A 16817-nucleotide genomic window follows, 5' to 3' on the forward strand; every position below is an offset into this window, starting at 1 on the left:
GTGTACAGTGAAAGTTGTAAGCACGGTTCTGAGGGGAGGGAGGGAGATATATCTAAAACTCACTCCTTTACCCGACCGCTAGTTCCCAGAAGCAAAGCAATCTGTAAATGGGGATAGCGTAAAGGTGTTTGTGCAATCATTGGTAAGCTAAAATCTCAGGGTGTATGTAGACAATCGACATCTTGTAACATTTTTTCCGAAATCAAGCTGGTCGAGATTGTAATAGGCTCGTGTTGGTGCATTTACTTGTAAGCGTTCATCATTTACTGTGATTAGGAGATGTTAACAATGAGCAATAATTCTAGATTAGCAACGTTGGGGGCTGGTGGTCTAATAGCTGCAAAAACAACTCTTGCCACCACTGCTGCTACTACTGTTGCTGCATCATCAGGTGGGGTTGGCATTGCGTCGATTGGTGGTGTAACAGTTGCTGCTATTGCCCCCGTTGTGGCAATTCCAGCCGCTGTTGGACTCGCTGTCATAGGGGTGGTCTGGCTCTTTAACCAGGACTAGTGGAGCGTCACAGCTTGATTTTAGGGTTGGCATCTGCGGAAATGACTATTGAATGGAGCTTTTAGAGATCGCCAACCCTAATTTTTAGTTTTGACGCTGCACTAGTCTTTGATTAGGAGGTTTCTTTAGTAGGGTTCTCAATCGTAGGGTGAGCATCTTGCTCTCGATGAGACAAGATACGCAAACGACATAGCTTTGTGGAAATCTTCTTAAGCCCACTCTTTCAGGGATGCGTCTAAGTAGGTGAGTGTAATTAACCGTAGGATGTGTTAGGCGTAGCCGTAACGCATCAAGCCTTTAGACAGCATGGGTTACGCTATTGCTAACCCATCCTACAGGGTCTTATATTTAACTGCACCGACCTACTTACCTTAATTAATTGGAAACGCAAGTCAGCTACAGGAAAAACATGAAATGTGTAAAGTGCGTCTCTGAAATAGAGTTTCATTGTCCCAGCACGCTAGTCGAAACTACCCACTTTAGTGGGAGACTTTAGTTGCTTCGGCGTTTTGTCCCATAACCTCTTTTTATTTACACAAACTGGTCGGAGCATTGATTTACAGCATGAGAGATGTAACACGATCTATTGACGGTTCATACTACGCTACGAAGAGACGCAGTAAAGGTTGGATTCTTAGAAAACTACTATCACTTCTCGATCATTCACTACGTTCAATCGCTATATCGCTTATTGGTGGCTATCAATACCATCTCTCGCCAAGGAAAGGTTATTCCTGTGCGCATCGAGTTGTGCATGGTGGCGACTCTTGCTCAGAATATGTGAAGAATGCTCTTGCAGACAAAAGCCTATTTGAGGCTACTCTTCTTGCAAGGCGAAGATTTAAGGCATGTAGCATTGCATATGTGTCTTCTAAAGATCAAGTTGTTAAGTTTAAAATTCCAACCATCGGACCAAATGGCTGTGCTGATCCAGAAATGATTGGCGCGTGCTGCGCCATTCTTGGTATTGCTAAGATGTGTAGTGGAAAAAGGTCTTAACCTCAAAAGGTCGCAAAATATAATATTTAGAACGGAAACCCAGCGAGTATGACAGCGAAATTGATGTTTCAGCCATTCTTATGAGCTTTAAAGATTTTAACTATGTTAAGTGGGGTTTTCTTGTAACTTTAGTTGGCTCTATTGCTACGGTCCTTACTGTTCCAGATTTTAGATGTAGCATAGGGCTGCCATCAGATAATTGTGTTGTACCACAGAAAGATATTGAACTTGTTACAAAAACAGAAACAGGGGAAGCTCTAGAGGGAGTTAAAGTTGAGGTTATTGGGAAAAAAGGATCTCCTGAGCCTGAACTTACTGATAGCAATGGCTACGCTAAAATCAAAATCCTTGCCGAGGAAGACGTTACCATCACCTTGAGTAAGGCAGGTTACCCAACTCAGAGCTTTAAAGTCAACTTATCGATAGATCGAAATCAAGTCAGAGTTATTCGGTTTACTAAGTCAGGTCAAGCTCAAGTTGGTTCTATTCCAGAGCGTCCCGTAGAATCACCAAAGTCTGTGACACCCACACCCACACCAAAGGAATCTAGCATATCGGGGCAATGGGTTGGTACATATACCTGTTCACAAGGTATAACTGGCGTGACTGTAGCTATTGATCAAGTTGGCAACAAGGTCATTGCTGACTTTTCTCTATATCCTGTTCCAGAAAATCCAAATGTTCCTCGTGGGATGGCTCGATATGAAGGAGATTTTAACTCTACCTCCCTGCGTATGAGGTTTCCACGGGGAACGTGGATAAATAAACCTGCCTCATCTTGGACGGCGTTCCCGTTTCAAGGTCAATTCGATGAAGCGTTAAAAACATTCTCCGGGGAAATAGACGGTCATCGTTGCACAACAGTTAATTTGAAGAGGAAGGACGGCTAGGAATTGTTTTTTAAAAGATCGGTGTGGCACGGTCTAACAATCCGGTTGGAGCGGACAGTTGAGAGATTTTTCGTCTATCGTTCAAGTCGATCTGCTGCCGCTCAACCGGAACGTTAGCTTACTCATGCCTTGATCGGATTGCTGCTTTAAAGCTATCTGTGAGGCTGTGATAGACTCAGCATCAGGTGATTAGTCCATGCAAATGATGCCTGTACAAACGAAAGCTCAAGTCCTGTCTCTTCTTCAAGAATGTCAACAGGATCTACACCATTTTGGGGTGAGTCGTTGCGGTGTTTTCGGTTCATTTGTGCGAGATAGTGCAATCCACGATCGCCGTAGGCTGGGTTGACAAAAGGAAACCCAGCACTCTTTCTCCCACAGCACTGTCCAAAAACTCGATCTCAGTTGGAACTGTGACCGTCGGTGCAATCTCCTAGATTAAAATGAGAAGGCAAAGATTGAAACAAGAGCAAGCCTATGACAGTTCGACAACCCCGCTACAGCAAAGAAGAGTTTGCTCGACGGGGTGATGAGATCTATGAATCTCAAGTGCGCCCTCAAGTCGAGGAAGGTAATCATGGGAGAATTGTCGCGATCGATATTGAAACCGGAGCCTTTGAGATTGGTAAAAACAGCATAACCGCATCCGATCTTTTGCTGGCTCATCATCCCGATGCTCAAATTTGGTTTGTCCGCATTGGTCATCTTGCCGTTCATCGAATCGGATACTTTGAGGCGGGCTGATCACAATGATCTCAGGATACGTGAACGCAAATCGAGAAGCAATCATTCAGGTTGCGATCGTGGGTGACAGTAAACAGTTGAAGAGTGTCAGAGCAATCATTGATACAGGATTTACAGGAGATCTAACCTTACCTAGAGATGTTATTGATCAACTGGGATTCACATTGAGAGGATTTCAAAGGGTGATTTTAGGAGACGGCAGTCTTCAATATTTCGAGATGTTTGTCGGTGTTGTGATTTGGGATGGAAAGATGAGGGAGGTTGAAATCAACGCAGCAGAAACAGATTCACTGATTGGAATGGGGTTGCTGGAAGACTACAAGTTAGAAATGGAAGGAAGATCAAACGGTGAAGTTAGAATAACATCTCTGCCTGCATCCCTCTCAAACACGGTCTAATAATCCGATTGGAGCAGACAGTTGAGAGTCTTTTCGTTTGTTGTTCAAGGCAATCTGCTGCCGTTCAATCGGGACGTTAGCTTACTCATGCCTCGATCTGGTGCTGCTTTAAAGCCATCTATGAGGCAGCTAAAGTCAGAATGCAGTCTGCACCTGTAGAAGAAGTTCAAACTGTTTTGCGTGAACTTGCTTCCTGTTATTCAACACGATAGTTAGTGAAATCGTTACGGCGTTTGCTTCAAAGATAAATGTTTCATCCCAATCTCTTAGTTAAGTTAGTTTTGGGCTAATTTCAAACGCTGATTCAGCCCGGTAGAAGCACACATCGAACGCCAAAAAGAAATTCATTTGTCCCAAAATCAACGGAGCATTCTTGTCCTGTGTCCAGGCAAAAGCCAATTCTGTTGGGGAAAATCGCTCAACATTTGCCGTCAACACTAATGCCCGTGCCTCAAACCTAGCCAAATTTCCCCCTAGTGGAACAGAAAGCCTTTGGCGTTCCCAAACTGCTCCTAGCCTTAAACCCATTTCGTAAGGCAACACATTAACGCTAGAACCTCTATCTAGCAAGCCAGAGACGTTTATAGATTGGTCTCGGTAAGTTAGGGTTAGCGGTAGATAGGGTAGTGTACTCAATGTACCAAGATCTGGATCTATCTCTGTGAAAGCAAATCTAACTTTATCAGCCATGTGGAGCTACTTTTTCCTCTGCCAATGCTTTTGCTAAAACAGCAGCCGCTTCAAAAGAGTCATGTAACCCTTGACTGGCTGTTTTGCCTTTAGTGTCTAATGGTACTAAACCCGATTCCTTTAATAACTCAGCAATCAGAAAGTGTAATAGCAAGAGTTTGTCAGAATAAGATAGCTCTTTAAGGTGTGGTACAAGTTCGGTGAGAGGCATAAGTTGTTTGGTTAATTTGGGTTGTATCTATTTTAGAGTCTTGAGTTTGCATCTGCACGTTCGCTCAAGTGGACGGGCTAACAACCCACTTGGAGCGGACTGACCAGAGATCTTGGTGTATGGATGCAAAGTTTACTGGCAGTCGCTCAACCGCACCGTTAGCTTACTCATGCCTCGATCGGATTGCTGCTTTAAAGCTATCTGTGAGGCTGTGACAGACTCAGCATTAGGTAATTAGTCTATGCAAATAATACCTATACAAACGAAAGCTCAAGTCCTGTCTCTTCTTCAGGAATATCAACAGGATCTACACCGTTTTGGGGTGAGTCGTTGCGGTGTTTTCGGTTCGTTTGTGCGAGATAGTGCGATCCACGATCGCAGCGATGTCGATATTTTGGTTGCTTTTGAGCCAGATCAAAAAACCTTCGACAATTTCATACACCTATCTTTTTTTCTAGAAGATCTGTTTGGCAGGACGGTCGATCTGATTACCATCGAGTCATTAAGCCCCTACATTGGCTCACATATTTTGGATGAGGTCGAGTATGTCTTTATCGGGTCGTGAGTATTTACCTTTTGTGCCTTCTCGCAAATCCTTACGATGTTTTGAGCCTGAGTAGTTACAAAAAATCCGCAAATCGAGGTCGATCGCGGATTCTAAATCAATTATTAATCTATCGATCGCACGGAGCTTAAAATCAAATTAATTGCTTTCACGTCCAATCATGACGACTAACCCACTAAATAGGCGCGATCGTTTTGAGAAAATGTCCGATCGCCCCTCCATTCTCAATCCCAACGAGTCCTATTCGTTCAGTCAATACTTCGATCTTCCGTTCACGCTGGAAGACATTCTCGCTGAACTCAACTGCACCACAGAGCGCGAAAAGCTCTTGTTTTCAGAATCCTCAGCCCCCGTCAACTTGCAGGACTTGAGACGAAATCTCGATCGGGCATTGCGTCACGTCAGCTTGAACAACGAATCTTCAAGACGCGAAGCGATCGTCTTCCCAATCCTCTTGGAGGTCTGCGAGATTACAAACAATCGCCTCAATCTAGAATATGCTGTCGTCGTCAATGAGTTTCTCAAAGGCGTAATTGATTACTACATCGCGGCTCAACGCAACCTGCTGGTGGTCGAGGCAAAACAGGCAGATTTAGAGCGAGGCTTTACCCAGCTCGCGGTTGAGCTAATCGCGATCGACCGATGGACTAGATCAACGGCTCCTCTCCTCTATGGAGTGGTGACAGACGGAGAGCGCTGGAATTTTGGTATCTACGATCGGACTGCAAAACACGTTATTCGAGACACATCCGTTTATTCAGTTCCGGCTGATCTAGAAAAGCTGGTTGGGATTTTGATTGAAATTCTTAGCTCATCTACATAATGCTCAAAAAAATCCGCAAATCGAGGTCGATCGCGGATTCCAAAATCATTAAAGTTGACTAGCTGACTTTCAGCAGTTCCACATCAAACAGCAGCGTCGAGTTAGGCGGAATCGGACCAATTCCGCGCGCGCCATAGCCTAAGCCGGGAGGAATGGTAAGTTGGCGACGACCACCGACCTTCATCGTGCCCACGCCTTCATCCCATCCTTTGATCACTTGACCCACGCCAATTTTGAACTCAAAGGGTTGACCGCGATCGCGGGAGCTATCAAACTTCGTTCCGTCGGTCAACGTGCCCGTGTAATGCACCGTCACAGTTTGCCCCTTTTTAGGAGAATCGCCTGTTCCTTCGACCTCATCCACATATTGCAGACCCGATTCGGTCACTCTGACTCGTTCAGGTGTCGCCATATCATTTTTCTCCTCTGTCGTTTGGCTAGGGGTGGTAGGCTTGGGTGCTTCAGCAACTAGACCTTGGGGGTTAACTTCGGCAATGGTAGCGGACTCTGTGATTGGCATCTCGCTCGCGATCGCGCTATTGCGACTGGCGACTTGCGCCACAATCAACAGCACACAGCAAACCACCATCACTCCGAAGCTGACTAAAATCTCTCTCAAAATCAGACCTCCTGACGTGTATGTCTTTATCTTCTCACTCTCGATTACTTCGTTCCATTCCAGAGCTTATTTTCTAGGTCGCGGACTTGCCGCTCTAGTCGATCGAGTCGTCCCCGCAGTTCATCCATTTCAGATTGGCGAGGCACCCCCAAATCTTGCATCACGTAGCGAATCTGACGCTGCATCTGAGCTTCAAAGTTGCCCTGCTTGAGTTGCGCCATCAGGTCATCCACAAAACCTTTTGCCTGGTCGGGGTTGAGTTTGCCATCTTTGACGAGTTGGTCACTCATCTCTTTAAACTTTTCTGCCACGAGAGAAGTGGTGCCGATGCCCACCATCAAGAGCTGTGTAATCCAATTATTGCTATCCATACTGGTTCCTATGTCGGGTGCTGCAAAAGCCCGTTGAACGATCGACAAAATGTATTTCTAAACTTTAGACACTTTGTAGGGAATTCAAACTTTTTCGCTTCTTCTATTCTGTCAAATTGCAAGGCAGTTAACAGTCGCGAAGTCCGTACCTCAAACTACTTTGACTGCATTCTCTAACAAAATCTACGCCCAAAGGCAGAAAGTTCCAGATTTTTAAGGATTCTCTGGTAACGTCTTAGACGTTGCGATAGACAGATGGTTTAATGCTGATCGAATGGCTCAAAGTAAAGGTTCCGCCAGAATTGCGGGAGCAATATATCCAAAAAGATGATGAAATTTGGACACCGTTGCTCGCTAGTTATCCAGGGTTTGCAGGTAAAGAAGTGTGGATCAATCCTAAAGATCCGATGGAAATCGTAATGGTGATTCACTGGGAAAGTCGAGACGGGTGGAAATCAATTCCCGTCGAGAAATTAGAGGAAACCGATCGTCAGTTTGCCGAAGCGATGGGTCAGGCGTTTCCTTTTGCCGAAGAGGGTGAATATCAAGTTCGCAAGTTTATGCAACGACCTACTTAACACAAAATCTACTTCACCCTTCAATCTGTTAAGTTAGCATCGGAACATAATCTTAGAATCTGCTGGAATCGATGCCAGAATGTCCTCGTTGTCATCAATCGGTTGACGCTCAAGCGATCGTGTGTCCTCATTGCCGCACGACCCTCAAAGCGCATGGTCATCCTGGCATTCCGCTTTACCGCGCTACAGGGATTGAGCCGTTGTGCAAAACCTGCATTTACGATGCCGATGATTCGTGTACTTATCCCAAGCGCCCCGATGCAAGAGAGTGCACGTTGTATAGCGATCGGTTGCCTGTTTCAGTTAGCCCACTTAACAAATCCAGCAGCCGTTTCTTAACTAAAGGCTGGTTTCGTCAAAACTCAGTCTGGTTGGTCTTAGTTGGGCTGGTGATCTTGAGCCTGTGGCTGGCGCTGCGATGAAGTGTGGCTACACAAAATGGTGGGGCCGTGCCTCTTAGGTCAGCACAGATGCAGTTTGGAAAGCGGGCGATTCCTCAGTCAAAAAATAGCGATCGTGCCGTGAAACTACAAATCGATTTGAAGTGAGGGGGCGATCTCCGTGAGGAAAATTGCTATTGTAAGAAAAGGTTTATGATGCGCTAGTTCGTCGTCACTTATCAAGAGGTCAGTATCTGTGTCTAGCAACCCTGGTGGCATCTCCCAATCTAATTCAGGTTCCATGTCTGGAGGAATGCAAGCAGCGATCGGCGATCATAATAAGCAGACGATGAGTAATGAAGAATCTTCTGCTTCCAATATCCCTACTCAAACCGAGGTAGTTGAGCTTCTTGCACAAATTGAGCAGTTGATTCAAAATGCTCAATTACCTGAAGCAGCGAAGGAAAAAGCTAAGAAATATTTAGAGACTGCCAAGATAGAAGCACAGGAAAAAGAGCCTGACAAACAACTAATTTCTAAGAATTTAGAGCGGGTTACAAAAAATCTAGAAGAAGTAGACAAAACAGTAGACGCTAGTAAGCGAATTTTTGAAAAATTTGTTCCATTAGTGGTAAAAATAGCAAGTTGGCTAGGCACAGCGGCAGGAGCTTTATGGACAACATTGCCAGTTGTGTAAATGAGCCAATCTCCTTTGGATTCTGAACAACCATCTGAAAGCCTACAGCCGAAAATTACCCAAAGCTCCACTGGAGCTTTGGGTGGGCAGCAAGCTGCTTGTGGGAACAATAACTCTCAGCATCAGGACAATAGACAAACTCACATCTATTATCTTGATCTTCAAGATAAAGACTTAGAACCCTTAAGTATATGGGGCAAAATTCTAAGCTACTTCAAAGTATTTGTTTTTATTGCAACAACTTTAATATTTTGAATTTTCTTTGGATTATTTACTAGCTTCCCATTCCCCTATGGTCAAGCTATCGATCTAATGCTTTGCTGCTTCAGAGGGACTGTTGCCTCGAAAGTTAATAGATTGCAGAAGCGATTGCAGTCAGAAGATATTAATTCCCAATCAATACAGAGATTAAATAAACTTGATTTTCAAGCTCATTTACATCTGGGAGTCCTTGAACATTTAGGAGCAAATGGCACTGAAAGTCATGAGAGACTAGCTAAAACGATAGAGACTTTAAAGCAAAAGAAAGGCAAGTTACAGAATGAAATAAATCCCCGTCAGCCCAGAAAATACCGGATTGTAAATAGAGTTCAAGATTTCTTTGACTCCATTACTTTAAGTCAGCCTGAGAAGGACTTGATACAGATTGAATCAGTTATAGATGAAGTAATTTTGGCTGTAAGAAGTAATTACCCATCCGAAACAATAGTGCAAGATACAATTTATAGGTTATCTCAAGAAATAACTCGCAGAGCTGATAAAACAAGTCCTTCCAGAATAGGTACTTTATATAGAATTGAAGATTTGTTACGTGCGGTGTCAGAAAAAGAAGTATCTAATCTAGAAGAGTCTGAATTAGAAAATCTAAATAGAAAAATTATAAGTGAACTAAAAGAAGAGAAAAGTGCTTTATCTAAGACAATCACGAGACTTCAGGATGAAAACGATACAGTACGACAAAAGCTTGCAAACTATTTAGAGGAACTAGACACGTTAAACATTACAGTAGATGAGCGTGAATCTCGTCTATTAAAGCTTCAAGAAAAGATCAGAGATTATGCTGCGGCAAATCAAGGTCAACAAGCTCAAATCAATACGCTAAATCTAGAATTAACTAGAGCTAATGAAGATTTAAAAGAATTAAAATTCCAAAGAAGCTCTTTCAACAAAACAATTAGTTCTTTAAACCAAGATATCCGGCAAAAGCAATCTAGTATAGAGCAACTTGATAGTAGCTTAAAGCAATACTCCAAAGTGAGGATATTAGAGGGAAAATATATCGGAAATCTGAGCGATAGAAGTAGCAAGTATCATTTTGATCAAAAGTGTAATCATTGGAAAATGTTGGTGGGGGAATATGTACTAAGGCTAGATCCTTCACGAAACATAGTTAGTAGCAACACCCCGATTCGTTTCTCCGGACAGCTTGGCGAATGTGACAGGTGTGCTGGGAGAAGAAATTAAGATAAAAGAGCTTATTAGATTAATTCCACTATTAAAATAACGCGAAGCTGATTAATACTAAGCTGTTTTAGTATGATTCCATCAAATCACTTGCTAGAGAATGGCATACCGCTCCTCTTGCTAGCGATTGTTCACGTCTCAATCTTGCAACCCCTCAACCTACTCAGCCTCTCTTCTGTTGTATGTTACCAGTGTTAAATCACGCGCTCAAATTTAACCATAAACGATCGCTTTTCCTAAATTCAAACGATCGCATCAGCCTCTTTGCTGCTATTGTAATGTTCTATTCAAACGATTCCTATGCACTGCTAATGATTACTTCATTAGTTGCTAACTTGAGCTTATTCTAGAATTTCAGTGATGAATTCAATATCTTCATAGAGTTGCTCAACCCTGAAACTAAGGTTAACGCTTAGGAGTTGAATCTCATCACCTTCGCCATATGGGATCAATTCCCATCTACGTTTCTCATTCAGGCGAAAAACATCTACACTGATTGATTCAGAACTGATAAGAATATATTCTTTAAGACTTTCGAGCCGTCGATAGAGAGCAAACTTTCCACCCCGGTCATAGGCTTCGGTGCTAGGAGAAAGAACCTCAGCGATTAATTGAGGATGACGAGCAAATTTAAGCGCACCTTGATCGCGGCGATCGCAGGTAACACTCACATCAGGATAGAGGAAAGGCCCGTTGTCAGTCACGCCGATTTTGCCGTCAGAGCCAAGCACACGGCAACCACTGCCGCGCAAGTGGGGCTTCAACAGCGCAATCAGGTTTCCCGCAATCTCGCTATGAGACAGCGTTCCTCCTGTCATTGCGTAAACTTCGCCATCGATATACTCGTAACGAAGAGTTTGCAGCGGCTCCCAGTCTAGATATTCTTGAGGCGAAACGCGAGATTGATTAAGTTCAGCAATCATGGCCCTATCCTCGCCTCGACCCCTCCATTTTAGATATGATCTTGTTCTCTATACAGCTTGCTCCTCTCCCGCAATGCCTGCTAACAAATTGAGCGGCGCGATCGGGGGCTTAAAAAACGCCTAGGTATACATAAGCTGGACGCGCTTCCTTCTAGGCTTGCGAAGCCGATCGCTTTTGGGCCTAAAGTTTAACGTGTGAAGGATTTGTGGTGCAGTTGATCACGATCACTGGGTTAAATCTGTCCAGTGGTATTCTGATTTTGATTGATGCAGCCCGATTTTTGGGTATATTGGCAGACCCGCGCCCATAAAATCGCTCGCGTTGAGTGCGCTCCGGTTGCAAAGATCACCCGATCTCCTCCAATCATTTTGAGGATTTTAACGCCACAGACCGAGCAAGTCTGGTTTCTATCTTGACTCATAATTAGTGTGAATGAGAAATCAACTTATGGTTTCGATTCAACCAGCTTACCGCTAAAAAATCTGTCGAATAGTAAATTTTTTTAATTGGCTAACATTTCTCTTGCATGAGAATCAAATCATCTAAAAGTTTTTCCTATGGCTGTGATCAAAGGGTTCATTAAAATGCCTCGCCTCTTTTTGTTTGTGTTGATAGCATCTTGCTTTGGTTCCCTAGTGGGGCAATCGATCGCATCAGCCAGCACCAGTTCTACGGCTCCTACGATCGATCCGATCGATCCGGGTCGTGATTATTGGCTTGAGGCACAGCGACTCGCTCAAAGTCATCTGGTGCTGTTAAATCGCATTGAGCGCTCGCTCTCTAGCTCTGATGGCGATCGACTTCGGGCAGTGCAGGGGCAAATATTTTTACAGGCTTCTGCGGTCGATCGCTTCCTCAAGAGCAGTTATCCTGCGCCAGAAATTCTGTGTGCTTCAAATCCCGCTAATAGTAGTGGAGCAGGAAGTGTTGCTGGAACCGATGCTGTTAGCTTAGAGGAAGCTCAGGTTTATTGTGCGTTGTATACCTCTGCTCGTGAGTTAGAGCCTTTGAGAGCGCGGCTCGATCGACGAGTGGGCGTGGTAGCCAAAGAGATCGCTGCGCCTCAAATCATCGGGCGAGTGGCGAAAAGTCCGAGCGAGAATCTTCCAATTCCGATCGCGCCTGCCATTCAGCCACCCGATGATATTTTGGCGATCGTTCAGTCGAGCAGAAGTCATTTACTGCAAGTTCAGTCGGCTTTTCCGGTAGCGGTTCGGTTTACGGTTCCGGTGCAATTGCAGAGTGGGCAGACTCCTATTGATTTATATCCTCAAGAGTCTCAGCCTTACACGTCTTTCTTGTCTCAGCCCAATACTGGCATTGCGCGTCTACTGTCCTCTGAGTCCGATCGCGCTGCATCTAATACACTAGAAAATCGACTCGCTCCGACTGCCGCAGATTCGCTTCCTCTAGCGATTTTGATGCAGCGATCGCAGGGCTTATCTCCCCGTTTAGCTATTCGGATTGAGGGCGATCGCTTTCAAATCGTGCAGACCGATTTAGACTATGGGTTTATGACCGATTTGGGAGATGTGGCACTCGAAACCCTTCTTTTGCCTTCGTCTGAGCAGGTGTCTGGCTTGTCAGAAGCGCTGCAATTTTTCTATAGCTACCGTCCGCCTTCAGAATTAGAAGCCATTCAAGCCGATCGTCGTCGCTTTATGACTGGCAAGGTTAGCGGTTTGAATCTGAGCCAACCTTTGCTGAATCAGGCAACCGCAGCTATGAATCGAACTTATTTGGTGCGATCGATTCAGTTTAAAGTTCCTGAAATCATCACATCAGGACGAACCCTTCTGCCGAACGAACGCTCATCTCTCAGAGACTTATTAAAGACACCCAGCAGTGATTTGTTGTTTGCCTTCCGTCCGGTCAGTCGTCGCGCCGATGGTAGCTACACAGTGCTTTGGAAGATTTTGACGCAGTTCTCTGACCCGCAGATTCGAGATCTCGATCGCTACGTTGTGAAGTATTAAACTCAAACAAAAAACTCCCACCATAGATCGGCAGGAGTTACGACAAAAACGAGAATTATTAGAGATTAAGCGCCAACCGATTCCTTCGCGGCGTACATTGCCTCGACTGTAATCTCGGATAAATTACGATCGCGCGCAAACTTCTCGGTGTTTCGCTTGATTTTGCCGCGCACAAATCCAGGAATTTTGTTTAGCTCTAGTTGGGCTTCCTTCGTCCAATTCATATCAGAATCGGCAGACATTCCTCTCGTGATCACTTCTTTGGTGTCGTGTCCGCCAAAGATTTCCAGCAGATGATCTTCCATGCCCAAGGTGAAGGAGTTGTAGACCAAATCAGCCACTTGATTGGTGCCTTCATAGCCTAAGAAAGGCTTATAGCCGATCGGGAAATCTTGAACGTGAATCGGAGCCGAAATCACCCCACACGGAATCCGTAACCGCTTGCCGACGTGGCGTTCCATTTGAGTTCCGAAGATTGCCGAGGGTTCGATGCGGGCGATCGCGTCTGCAATTGCGCCATTATCGTCACTGATCAAAACTTCATCGCAGTATTCACTCACCTGATCGCGGAACCATTTCTCATCGGCTTTGCAATACGTTCCTGCCATGACGACTTGAATGCCCATCTCGCGTGACAAAATTTTTGTCATGGCAGCAGCGTGAGTGTTGTCACCAAAGACAACTGCTTTTTTGCCTGTGAGATTTTGGCAATCAATCGATCGAGAAAACCAAGCCGCTTGAGACACATACAGGGTTTGATTTTCGATGAACTCTTCATAGTTCACATCGCCACCCTGAGCATTCACGACTTCTTGAATTTTGCGAATGCACCGCGCCGTCTCAACGACACCCATCGGCGTAATATCCACATAGGGCATCCCAAATTCTTCTTTCAAGAATTCTGCTGCCATCAAGCCAATTTCGCGGTAGGGCACCAAGTTAAACCAGGCTCTCGGCAAATTCTTGAGTTCCAGAACCGAAGCCCCTTCAGGAATCACCGCATTCACTTCAACGCCGATGTCTGCCATCAAGCGCTTCAATTCAATGCAGTCATGCTGGTTGTGAAACCCTAGAGAAGAGATACCGATGATGTTGACTGAGGGCTTTTCGGTTTTGCCTTCGGGCAGTTGACCCTTCTTTTTCGCTTTTGCAATGTAGTACTGAACGATTTGTTGGAGAGTCCGATCGGCAGCTTGCAGTTCTGTAAATCGATAGTGATTTACATCGGCTAGCAGCACGTCGCACTTCGTATCAATTTGCGCCCGTTGCACAAAATTTGCCAGATCTTCTTGCAAAATGCTGGAGGTGCAGGTTGGGGTCAGCACAATCAAGTCCGGCGTTTCTTCGGTGTCTTTGCGGGTGATATTATCTACTACTTTTTCTTGAGAGCCGCGTGCCAACACATTGCGATCGACCGAGCTAATCGTCACCGGAGTAAAGTTACGATCGCGCTCTAACATTGAGCGCATGACGTTGAAATAGTCATCTCCGATCGGGGCATGCATGATGGCATGGACATTTTTGAAAGAACTGGAAATGCGGAGAGTGCCAATGTGAGCCGGACCTGCATACATCCAGTAAGCCAATTTCATACGGTGTCTCCCTTATCTGATCTGAATTCTTAAGGTGTTAAGGGTGGGGTGTAGAGAGGGTTGTCTCTAGCAGCCTATCCCTGAATGGAGTGTTGTCGCTTACCGATTGTCTCAGAGATGAGGAGACTGTGGACGATCGCTGCATTCGCTCAACCAGATGATGAAAAGAGAGTAAACCCGATCAAACCTTTGCCTAGAAAGGGATACGGCAAATTAAAGTTGGGGGTGGTCGGTCGTGCGATCGCAATCATTCTTTATGCTTCGTGACATTCCGAAAGAAGCAACTCTGCTGGTTCCTTTTGCGGCAGCAATGCTAACTTAACGGTTACTTACTCTCTTTTTCGACATTAACTTTGTCATAAATATCCAGAATTGGAATTAACAGTTCAAAAGATTTCAAAGTTAGTTCAGCATCTTCACGATCGTATTCATAAAGCGACCAACGTTTATTTTCAATTCTAAAGAACTGATCGACTTCAACTTTACTTTGATTGACTAAAATGTATTCCTGAAACGTTGGAATCGTTTGATATAGCCTAAACTTTTCACTTCGGTCAAATGCTTCAGTTGAATCTGATAGAACTTCAATAATGACTTGAGGGTTGATAATCGTATCTCTGCGGTTTTTATAATACTCCGGTTCTCCAGCGACCACCATGACATCGGGATACTTAAAGTTCTGAGTTTTTGGTATCCATAAACGCACGTCACCAAAGAAAACTCTAAAACTCTGTCTTTTAAGACCAATACTCAGAGCGATGTAGCAGTTTCCAGCGATTTGATTGTGCTCTGTCGTTCCACCTGTCATCGGTGTGATAATTCCATCATCATATTCGCTTTTACACTCCGCTTTTTCCTCCAGTTCTAGATACTCTTCTGGAGTGTAGTCGCGCTTTTCTTGAAGCGGCTCTTGCGTTGAAATTGTTTGGGCAGTCATGAAAATCACCCTCCAGAATTTCTGTTCTGACGCTGCAATTTTAACGAACCTATAAAAAAAGTGGTGCTTACGATTCTCTTAGAAATAAGGAGAATTGTAGGCACCACAATTGAGATTGAAAAATCTCTTAGAATAAACCTAGAGTTAGCGCTTGGCTCACCGGGAAGGCTGCACCAATGCCTAACCAAAGCGTCACAACCGTACCAAACAGAAAAACTGCGGTAGCAACCGGACGACGGAAAGGGTTTTGGAACTTGTTCACGTTTTCAATAAACGGAACAATTAGCAGACCCAAGGGTACAGAACCCATCAGCACCACACCCAGCAGTTTGTTAGGTGCCACGCGCAGGATGTTGAACACGGGATAGAGATACCACTCTGGCAAGATTTCCAGAGGTGTTGCAAAGGGGTTTGCAGGTTCGCCCGTCGATGCGGGGTCAAGCACTGCTAAACCGACACAAAGAGCGATCGTGCCCAAAATCACCACTGGGAAGATATAAAGCAAGTCGTTAGGCCAGGCGGGTTCACCGTAATAATTGTGACCCATACCTTTCGCCAACTTGGCACGTAACTGAGGATCGCTTAGATCCGGCTTCTTAACAGTTGCCATGGTTGAAAGAGGCTCTCCTTAAGAGGGAAATCAGCAGATAAGGAAACAGCAAGCAAATTTCAGAGTCGCAATTTTGAATTCATCATCCAAAATCTAAAACCTAAAATCGATTACAAGGGGCCAGAGATGCCTTGCTTGCGAATCATCAAGAAGTGCGCCAGCATGAACACAGCGATCAGCCAGGGCAACACAAAGGTGTGAGCGCTGTAATAACGAGTCAGAGTCGATTGACCCACACTCGCACCGCCACGCAGCAAGTCAGCAATCAAAGTGCCCACGATCGGAATCGCTTCAGGCACGCCCGACACGATTTTGACTGCCCAATAGCCAACTTGATCCCAAGGCAGAGAATAACCCGTCACCCCAAAGGAAACGGTAATCACCGCCAAAATCACACCCGTCACCCAGGTCAACTCACGAGGCTTTTTAAAGCCACCCGTCAGGTATACCCGGAAGGTGTGCAAGATCATCATCAGCACCATCATGCTGGCAGACCAGCGATGGACGGAACGAATCAGCCAACCGAAGTTAACGTCGTTCATTAAATACTGCACCGAGGAGAATGCTTCGGCGACAGTTGGTTTATAGTAAAAAGTCATCGCAAACCCAGTCGCAAACTGGATCAGGAAGCAAGTTAACGTGATTCCACCCAAGCAGTAGAAGATATTGACATGAGGCGGCACGTACTTGCTGGTTACGTCCTCGGCTAGCGCCTGAATTTCGAGGCGCTCCTCAAACCAGTCGTACACATTTGCCATAAAGCAAGCGTTCCTAAACATGATTGCTGTTCATAAAAAATGTAACACAGCCCAATGGTCGATTACATTGTGGAAGCG

Annotated in this window: 23 protein-coding genes; 13 read left to right on the forward strand and 10 right to left on the reverse strand. The window is 44.9% G+C overall.

The genetic code is table 11. The features are described 5' to 3' along the window. Nucleotides 1–288: 288 nt before the first annotated feature. The 5 genes from C7B65_RS21625 (at nucleotide 289) to C7B65_RS21650 (ending at nucleotide 3544) form a co-directional block, all read left to right on the forward strand. Entirely contained in the window at nucleotides 289–513 is a 225-nt protein-coding gene (locus tag C7B65_RS21625; RefSeq protein WP_073074701.1) for a hypothetical protein, read from the forward strand. A 564-nt stretch (nucleotides 514–1077) separates the two neighbouring features. Next, nucleotides 1078–1512 (forward strand): membrane protein insertion efficiency factor YidD, encoded by a 435-nt coding sequence (gene yidD, locus C7B65_RS29690; RefSeq protein ID WP_073074702.1) that lies wholly within the window; start codon nucleotides 1078–1080, stop codon nucleotides 1510–1512. 80 nt (nucleotides 1513–1592) lie between these two features. Next, nucleotides 1593–2402, forward strand: coding sequence for a peptidase associated/transthyretin-like domain-containing protein (locus C7B65_RS21635; RefSeq protein WP_073074703.1), 810 nt, complete (start codon nucleotides 1593–1595; stop codon nucleotides 2400–2402). Between the two features lie 477 nt (nucleotides 2403–2879). Beyond that, nucleotides 2880–3146, forward strand: a complete 267-nt coding sequence (locus C7B65_RS21645) for a hypothetical protein (RefSeq protein ID WP_073074704.1) — start codon at nucleotides 2880–2882, stop codon at nucleotides 3144–3146. A gap of 59 nt (nucleotides 3147–3205) precedes the next feature. Next, nucleotides 3206–3544 carry a clan AA aspartic protease gene (locus C7B65_RS21650; protein ID WP_219898691.1) on the forward strand — a complete coding sequence of 113 codons (339 nt, stop codon included), beginning with the start codon at nucleotides 3206–3208 and terminating at the stop codon, nucleotides 3542–3544. 270 nt (nucleotides 3545–3814) lie between these two features. On the opposite strand, the gene C7B65_RS21655 is transcribed toward C7B65_RS21650, so the two are convergent. After that, on the reverse strand, nucleotides 3815–4180 hold the full coding sequence (locus C7B65_RS21655; RefSeq protein WP_223257481.1) for a hypothetical protein: 366 nt from the start codon (nucleotides 4178–4180) through the stop codon (nucleotides 3815–3817). Between the two features lie 46 nt (nucleotides 4181–4226). Then, nucleotides 4227–4445 (reverse strand): hypothetical protein, encoded by a 219-nt coding sequence (locus C7B65_RS21660; protein WP_073074707.1) that lies wholly within the window; start codon nucleotides 4443–4445, stop codon nucleotides 4227–4229. A 241-nt stretch (nucleotides 4446–4686) separates the two neighbouring features. Here C7B65_RS21660 and C7B65_RS21665 point away from each other — a divergent pair, with 241 nt between their 5' ends. Next, a complete protein-coding gene (locus tag C7B65_RS21665) occupies nucleotides 4687–5010 on the forward strand; it encodes a nucleotidyltransferase family protein (RefSeq protein ID WP_223257482.1) in 324 nt (107 codons plus the stop codon). A gap of 160 nt (nucleotides 5011–5170) precedes the next feature. Next, nucleotides 5171–5833, forward strand: a complete 663-nt coding sequence (locus C7B65_RS21670) for a hypothetical protein (RefSeq protein WP_219898692.1) — start codon at nucleotides 5171–5173, stop codon at nucleotides 5831–5833. Between the two features lie 58 nt (nucleotides 5834–5891). Here the strand turns inward: C7B65_RS21670 and C7B65_RS21675 are convergent, their stop codons facing one another. Beyond that, on the reverse strand, nucleotides 5892–6452 hold the full coding sequence (locus tag C7B65_RS21675; protein ID WP_073074709.1) for an FKBP-type peptidyl-prolyl cis-trans isomerase: 561 nt from the start codon (nucleotides 6450–6452) through the stop codon (nucleotides 5892–5894). Nucleotides 6453–6496: 44 nt separating this feature from the next. After that, nucleotides 6497–6823 (reverse strand): phasin family protein, encoded by a 327-nt coding sequence (locus tag C7B65_RS21680; protein WP_073074710.1) that lies wholly within the window; start codon nucleotides 6821–6823, stop codon nucleotides 6497–6499. Nucleotides 6824–7086: 263 nt separating this feature from the next. Here C7B65_RS21680 and C7B65_RS21685 point away from each other — a divergent pair, with 263 nt between their 5' ends. The 5 genes from C7B65_RS21685 (at nucleotide 7087) to C7B65_RS21705 (ending at nucleotide 9942) form a co-directional block, all read left to right on the forward strand. After that, on the forward strand, nucleotides 7087–7401 hold the full coding sequence (locus C7B65_RS21685; RefSeq protein WP_073074711.1) for a TIGR03792 family protein: 315 nt from the start codon (nucleotides 7087–7089) through the stop codon (nucleotides 7399–7401). 71 nt (nucleotides 7402–7472) lie between these two features. After that, nucleotides 7473–7823 (forward strand): zinc ribbon domain-containing protein, encoded by a 351-nt coding sequence (locus C7B65_RS21690; protein WP_073074712.1) that lies wholly within the window; start codon nucleotides 7473–7475, stop codon nucleotides 7821–7823. A gap of 271 nt (nucleotides 7824–8094) precedes the next feature. Further along, nucleotides 8095–8478 carry a hypothetical protein gene (locus C7B65_RS21695; RefSeq protein ID WP_219898693.1) on the forward strand — a complete coding sequence of 128 codons (384 nt, stop codon included), beginning with the start codon at nucleotides 8095–8097 and terminating at the stop codon, nucleotides 8476–8478. Then, nucleotides 8479–8733 (forward strand): hypothetical protein, encoded by a 255-nt coding sequence (locus tag C7B65_RS21700; protein ID WP_073074714.1) that lies wholly within the window; start codon nucleotides 8479–8481, stop codon nucleotides 8731–8733. Between the two features lie 114 nt (nucleotides 8734–8847). Beyond that, nucleotides 8848–9942 carry a hypothetical protein gene (locus C7B65_RS21705; RefSeq protein WP_143162108.1) on the forward strand — a complete coding sequence of 365 codons (1095 nt, stop codon included), beginning with the start codon at nucleotides 8848–8850 and terminating at the stop codon, nucleotides 9940–9942. A 341-nt stretch (nucleotides 9943–10283) separates the two neighbouring features. On the opposite strand, the gene C7B65_RS21710 is transcribed toward C7B65_RS21705, so the two are convergent. Both C7B65_RS21710 and nblD read right to left on the reverse strand, forming a co-directional pair. Further along, nucleotides 10284–10865, reverse strand: coding sequence for a Uma2 family endonuclease (locus tag C7B65_RS21710; protein ID WP_073074716.1), 582 nt, complete (start codon nucleotides 10863–10865; stop codon nucleotides 10284–10286). Between the two features lie 233 nt (nucleotides 10866–11098). Beyond that, on the reverse strand, nucleotides 11099–11287 hold the full coding sequence (nblD, locus tag C7B65_RS21715) for an NblD family protein (protein WP_073074717.1): 189 nt from the start codon (nucleotides 11285–11287) through the stop codon (nucleotides 11099–11101). A 136-nt stretch (nucleotides 11288–11423) separates the two neighbouring features. On the opposite strand from nblD, the gene C7B65_RS21720 reads away from it, so the two are divergent. Further along, the gene (locus C7B65_RS21720) at nucleotides 11424–12842 is read left to right on the forward strand and encodes a hypothetical protein (protein WP_073074718.1); all 1419 of its coding nucleotides are present in this window, start codon (nucleotides 11424–11426) and stop codon (nucleotides 12840–12842) included. Nucleotides 12843–12907: 65 nt separating this feature from the next. Here the strand turns inward: C7B65_RS21720 and bchB are convergent, their stop codons facing one another. The 4 genes from bchB to petB form a co-directional block, all read right to left on the reverse strand. Beyond that, nucleotides 12908–14434, reverse strand: coding sequence for a ferredoxin:protochlorophyllide reductase (ATP-dependent) subunit B (bchB, locus tag C7B65_RS21725; RefSeq protein ID WP_073074719.1), 1527 nt, complete (start codon nucleotides 14432–14434; stop codon nucleotides 12908–12910). Between the two features lie 325 nt (nucleotides 14435–14759). Next, nucleotides 14760–15371 (reverse strand): Uma2 family endonuclease, encoded by a 612-nt coding sequence (locus C7B65_RS21730; protein WP_073074720.1) that lies wholly within the window; start codon nucleotides 15369–15371, stop codon nucleotides 14760–14762. Nucleotides 15372–15498: 127 nt separating this feature from the next. Then, complete coding sequence (gene petD, locus C7B65_RS21735) at nucleotides 15499–15981, reverse strand: cytochrome b6-f complex subunit IV (RefSeq protein WP_073074721.1); 483 nt, start codon at nucleotides 15979–15981, stop codon at nucleotides 15499–15501. Between the two features lie 110 nt (nucleotides 15982–16091). Beyond that, complete coding sequence (gene petB / locus C7B65_RS21740) at nucleotides 16092–16739, reverse strand: cytochrome b6 (RefSeq protein ID WP_073074722.1); 648 nt, start codon at nucleotides 16737–16739, stop codon at nucleotides 16092–16094. Between the last annotated feature and the right edge of the window lie 78 nt (nucleotides 16740–16817).

This window comes from Phormidesmis priestleyi ULC007 (assembly GCF_003003695.1).
GTDB classification, from domain to species: domain Bacteria; phylum Cyanobacteriota; class Cyanobacteriia; order Leptolyngbyales; family Leptolyngbyaceae; genus Phormidesmis_A; species Phormidesmis_A priestleyi_A.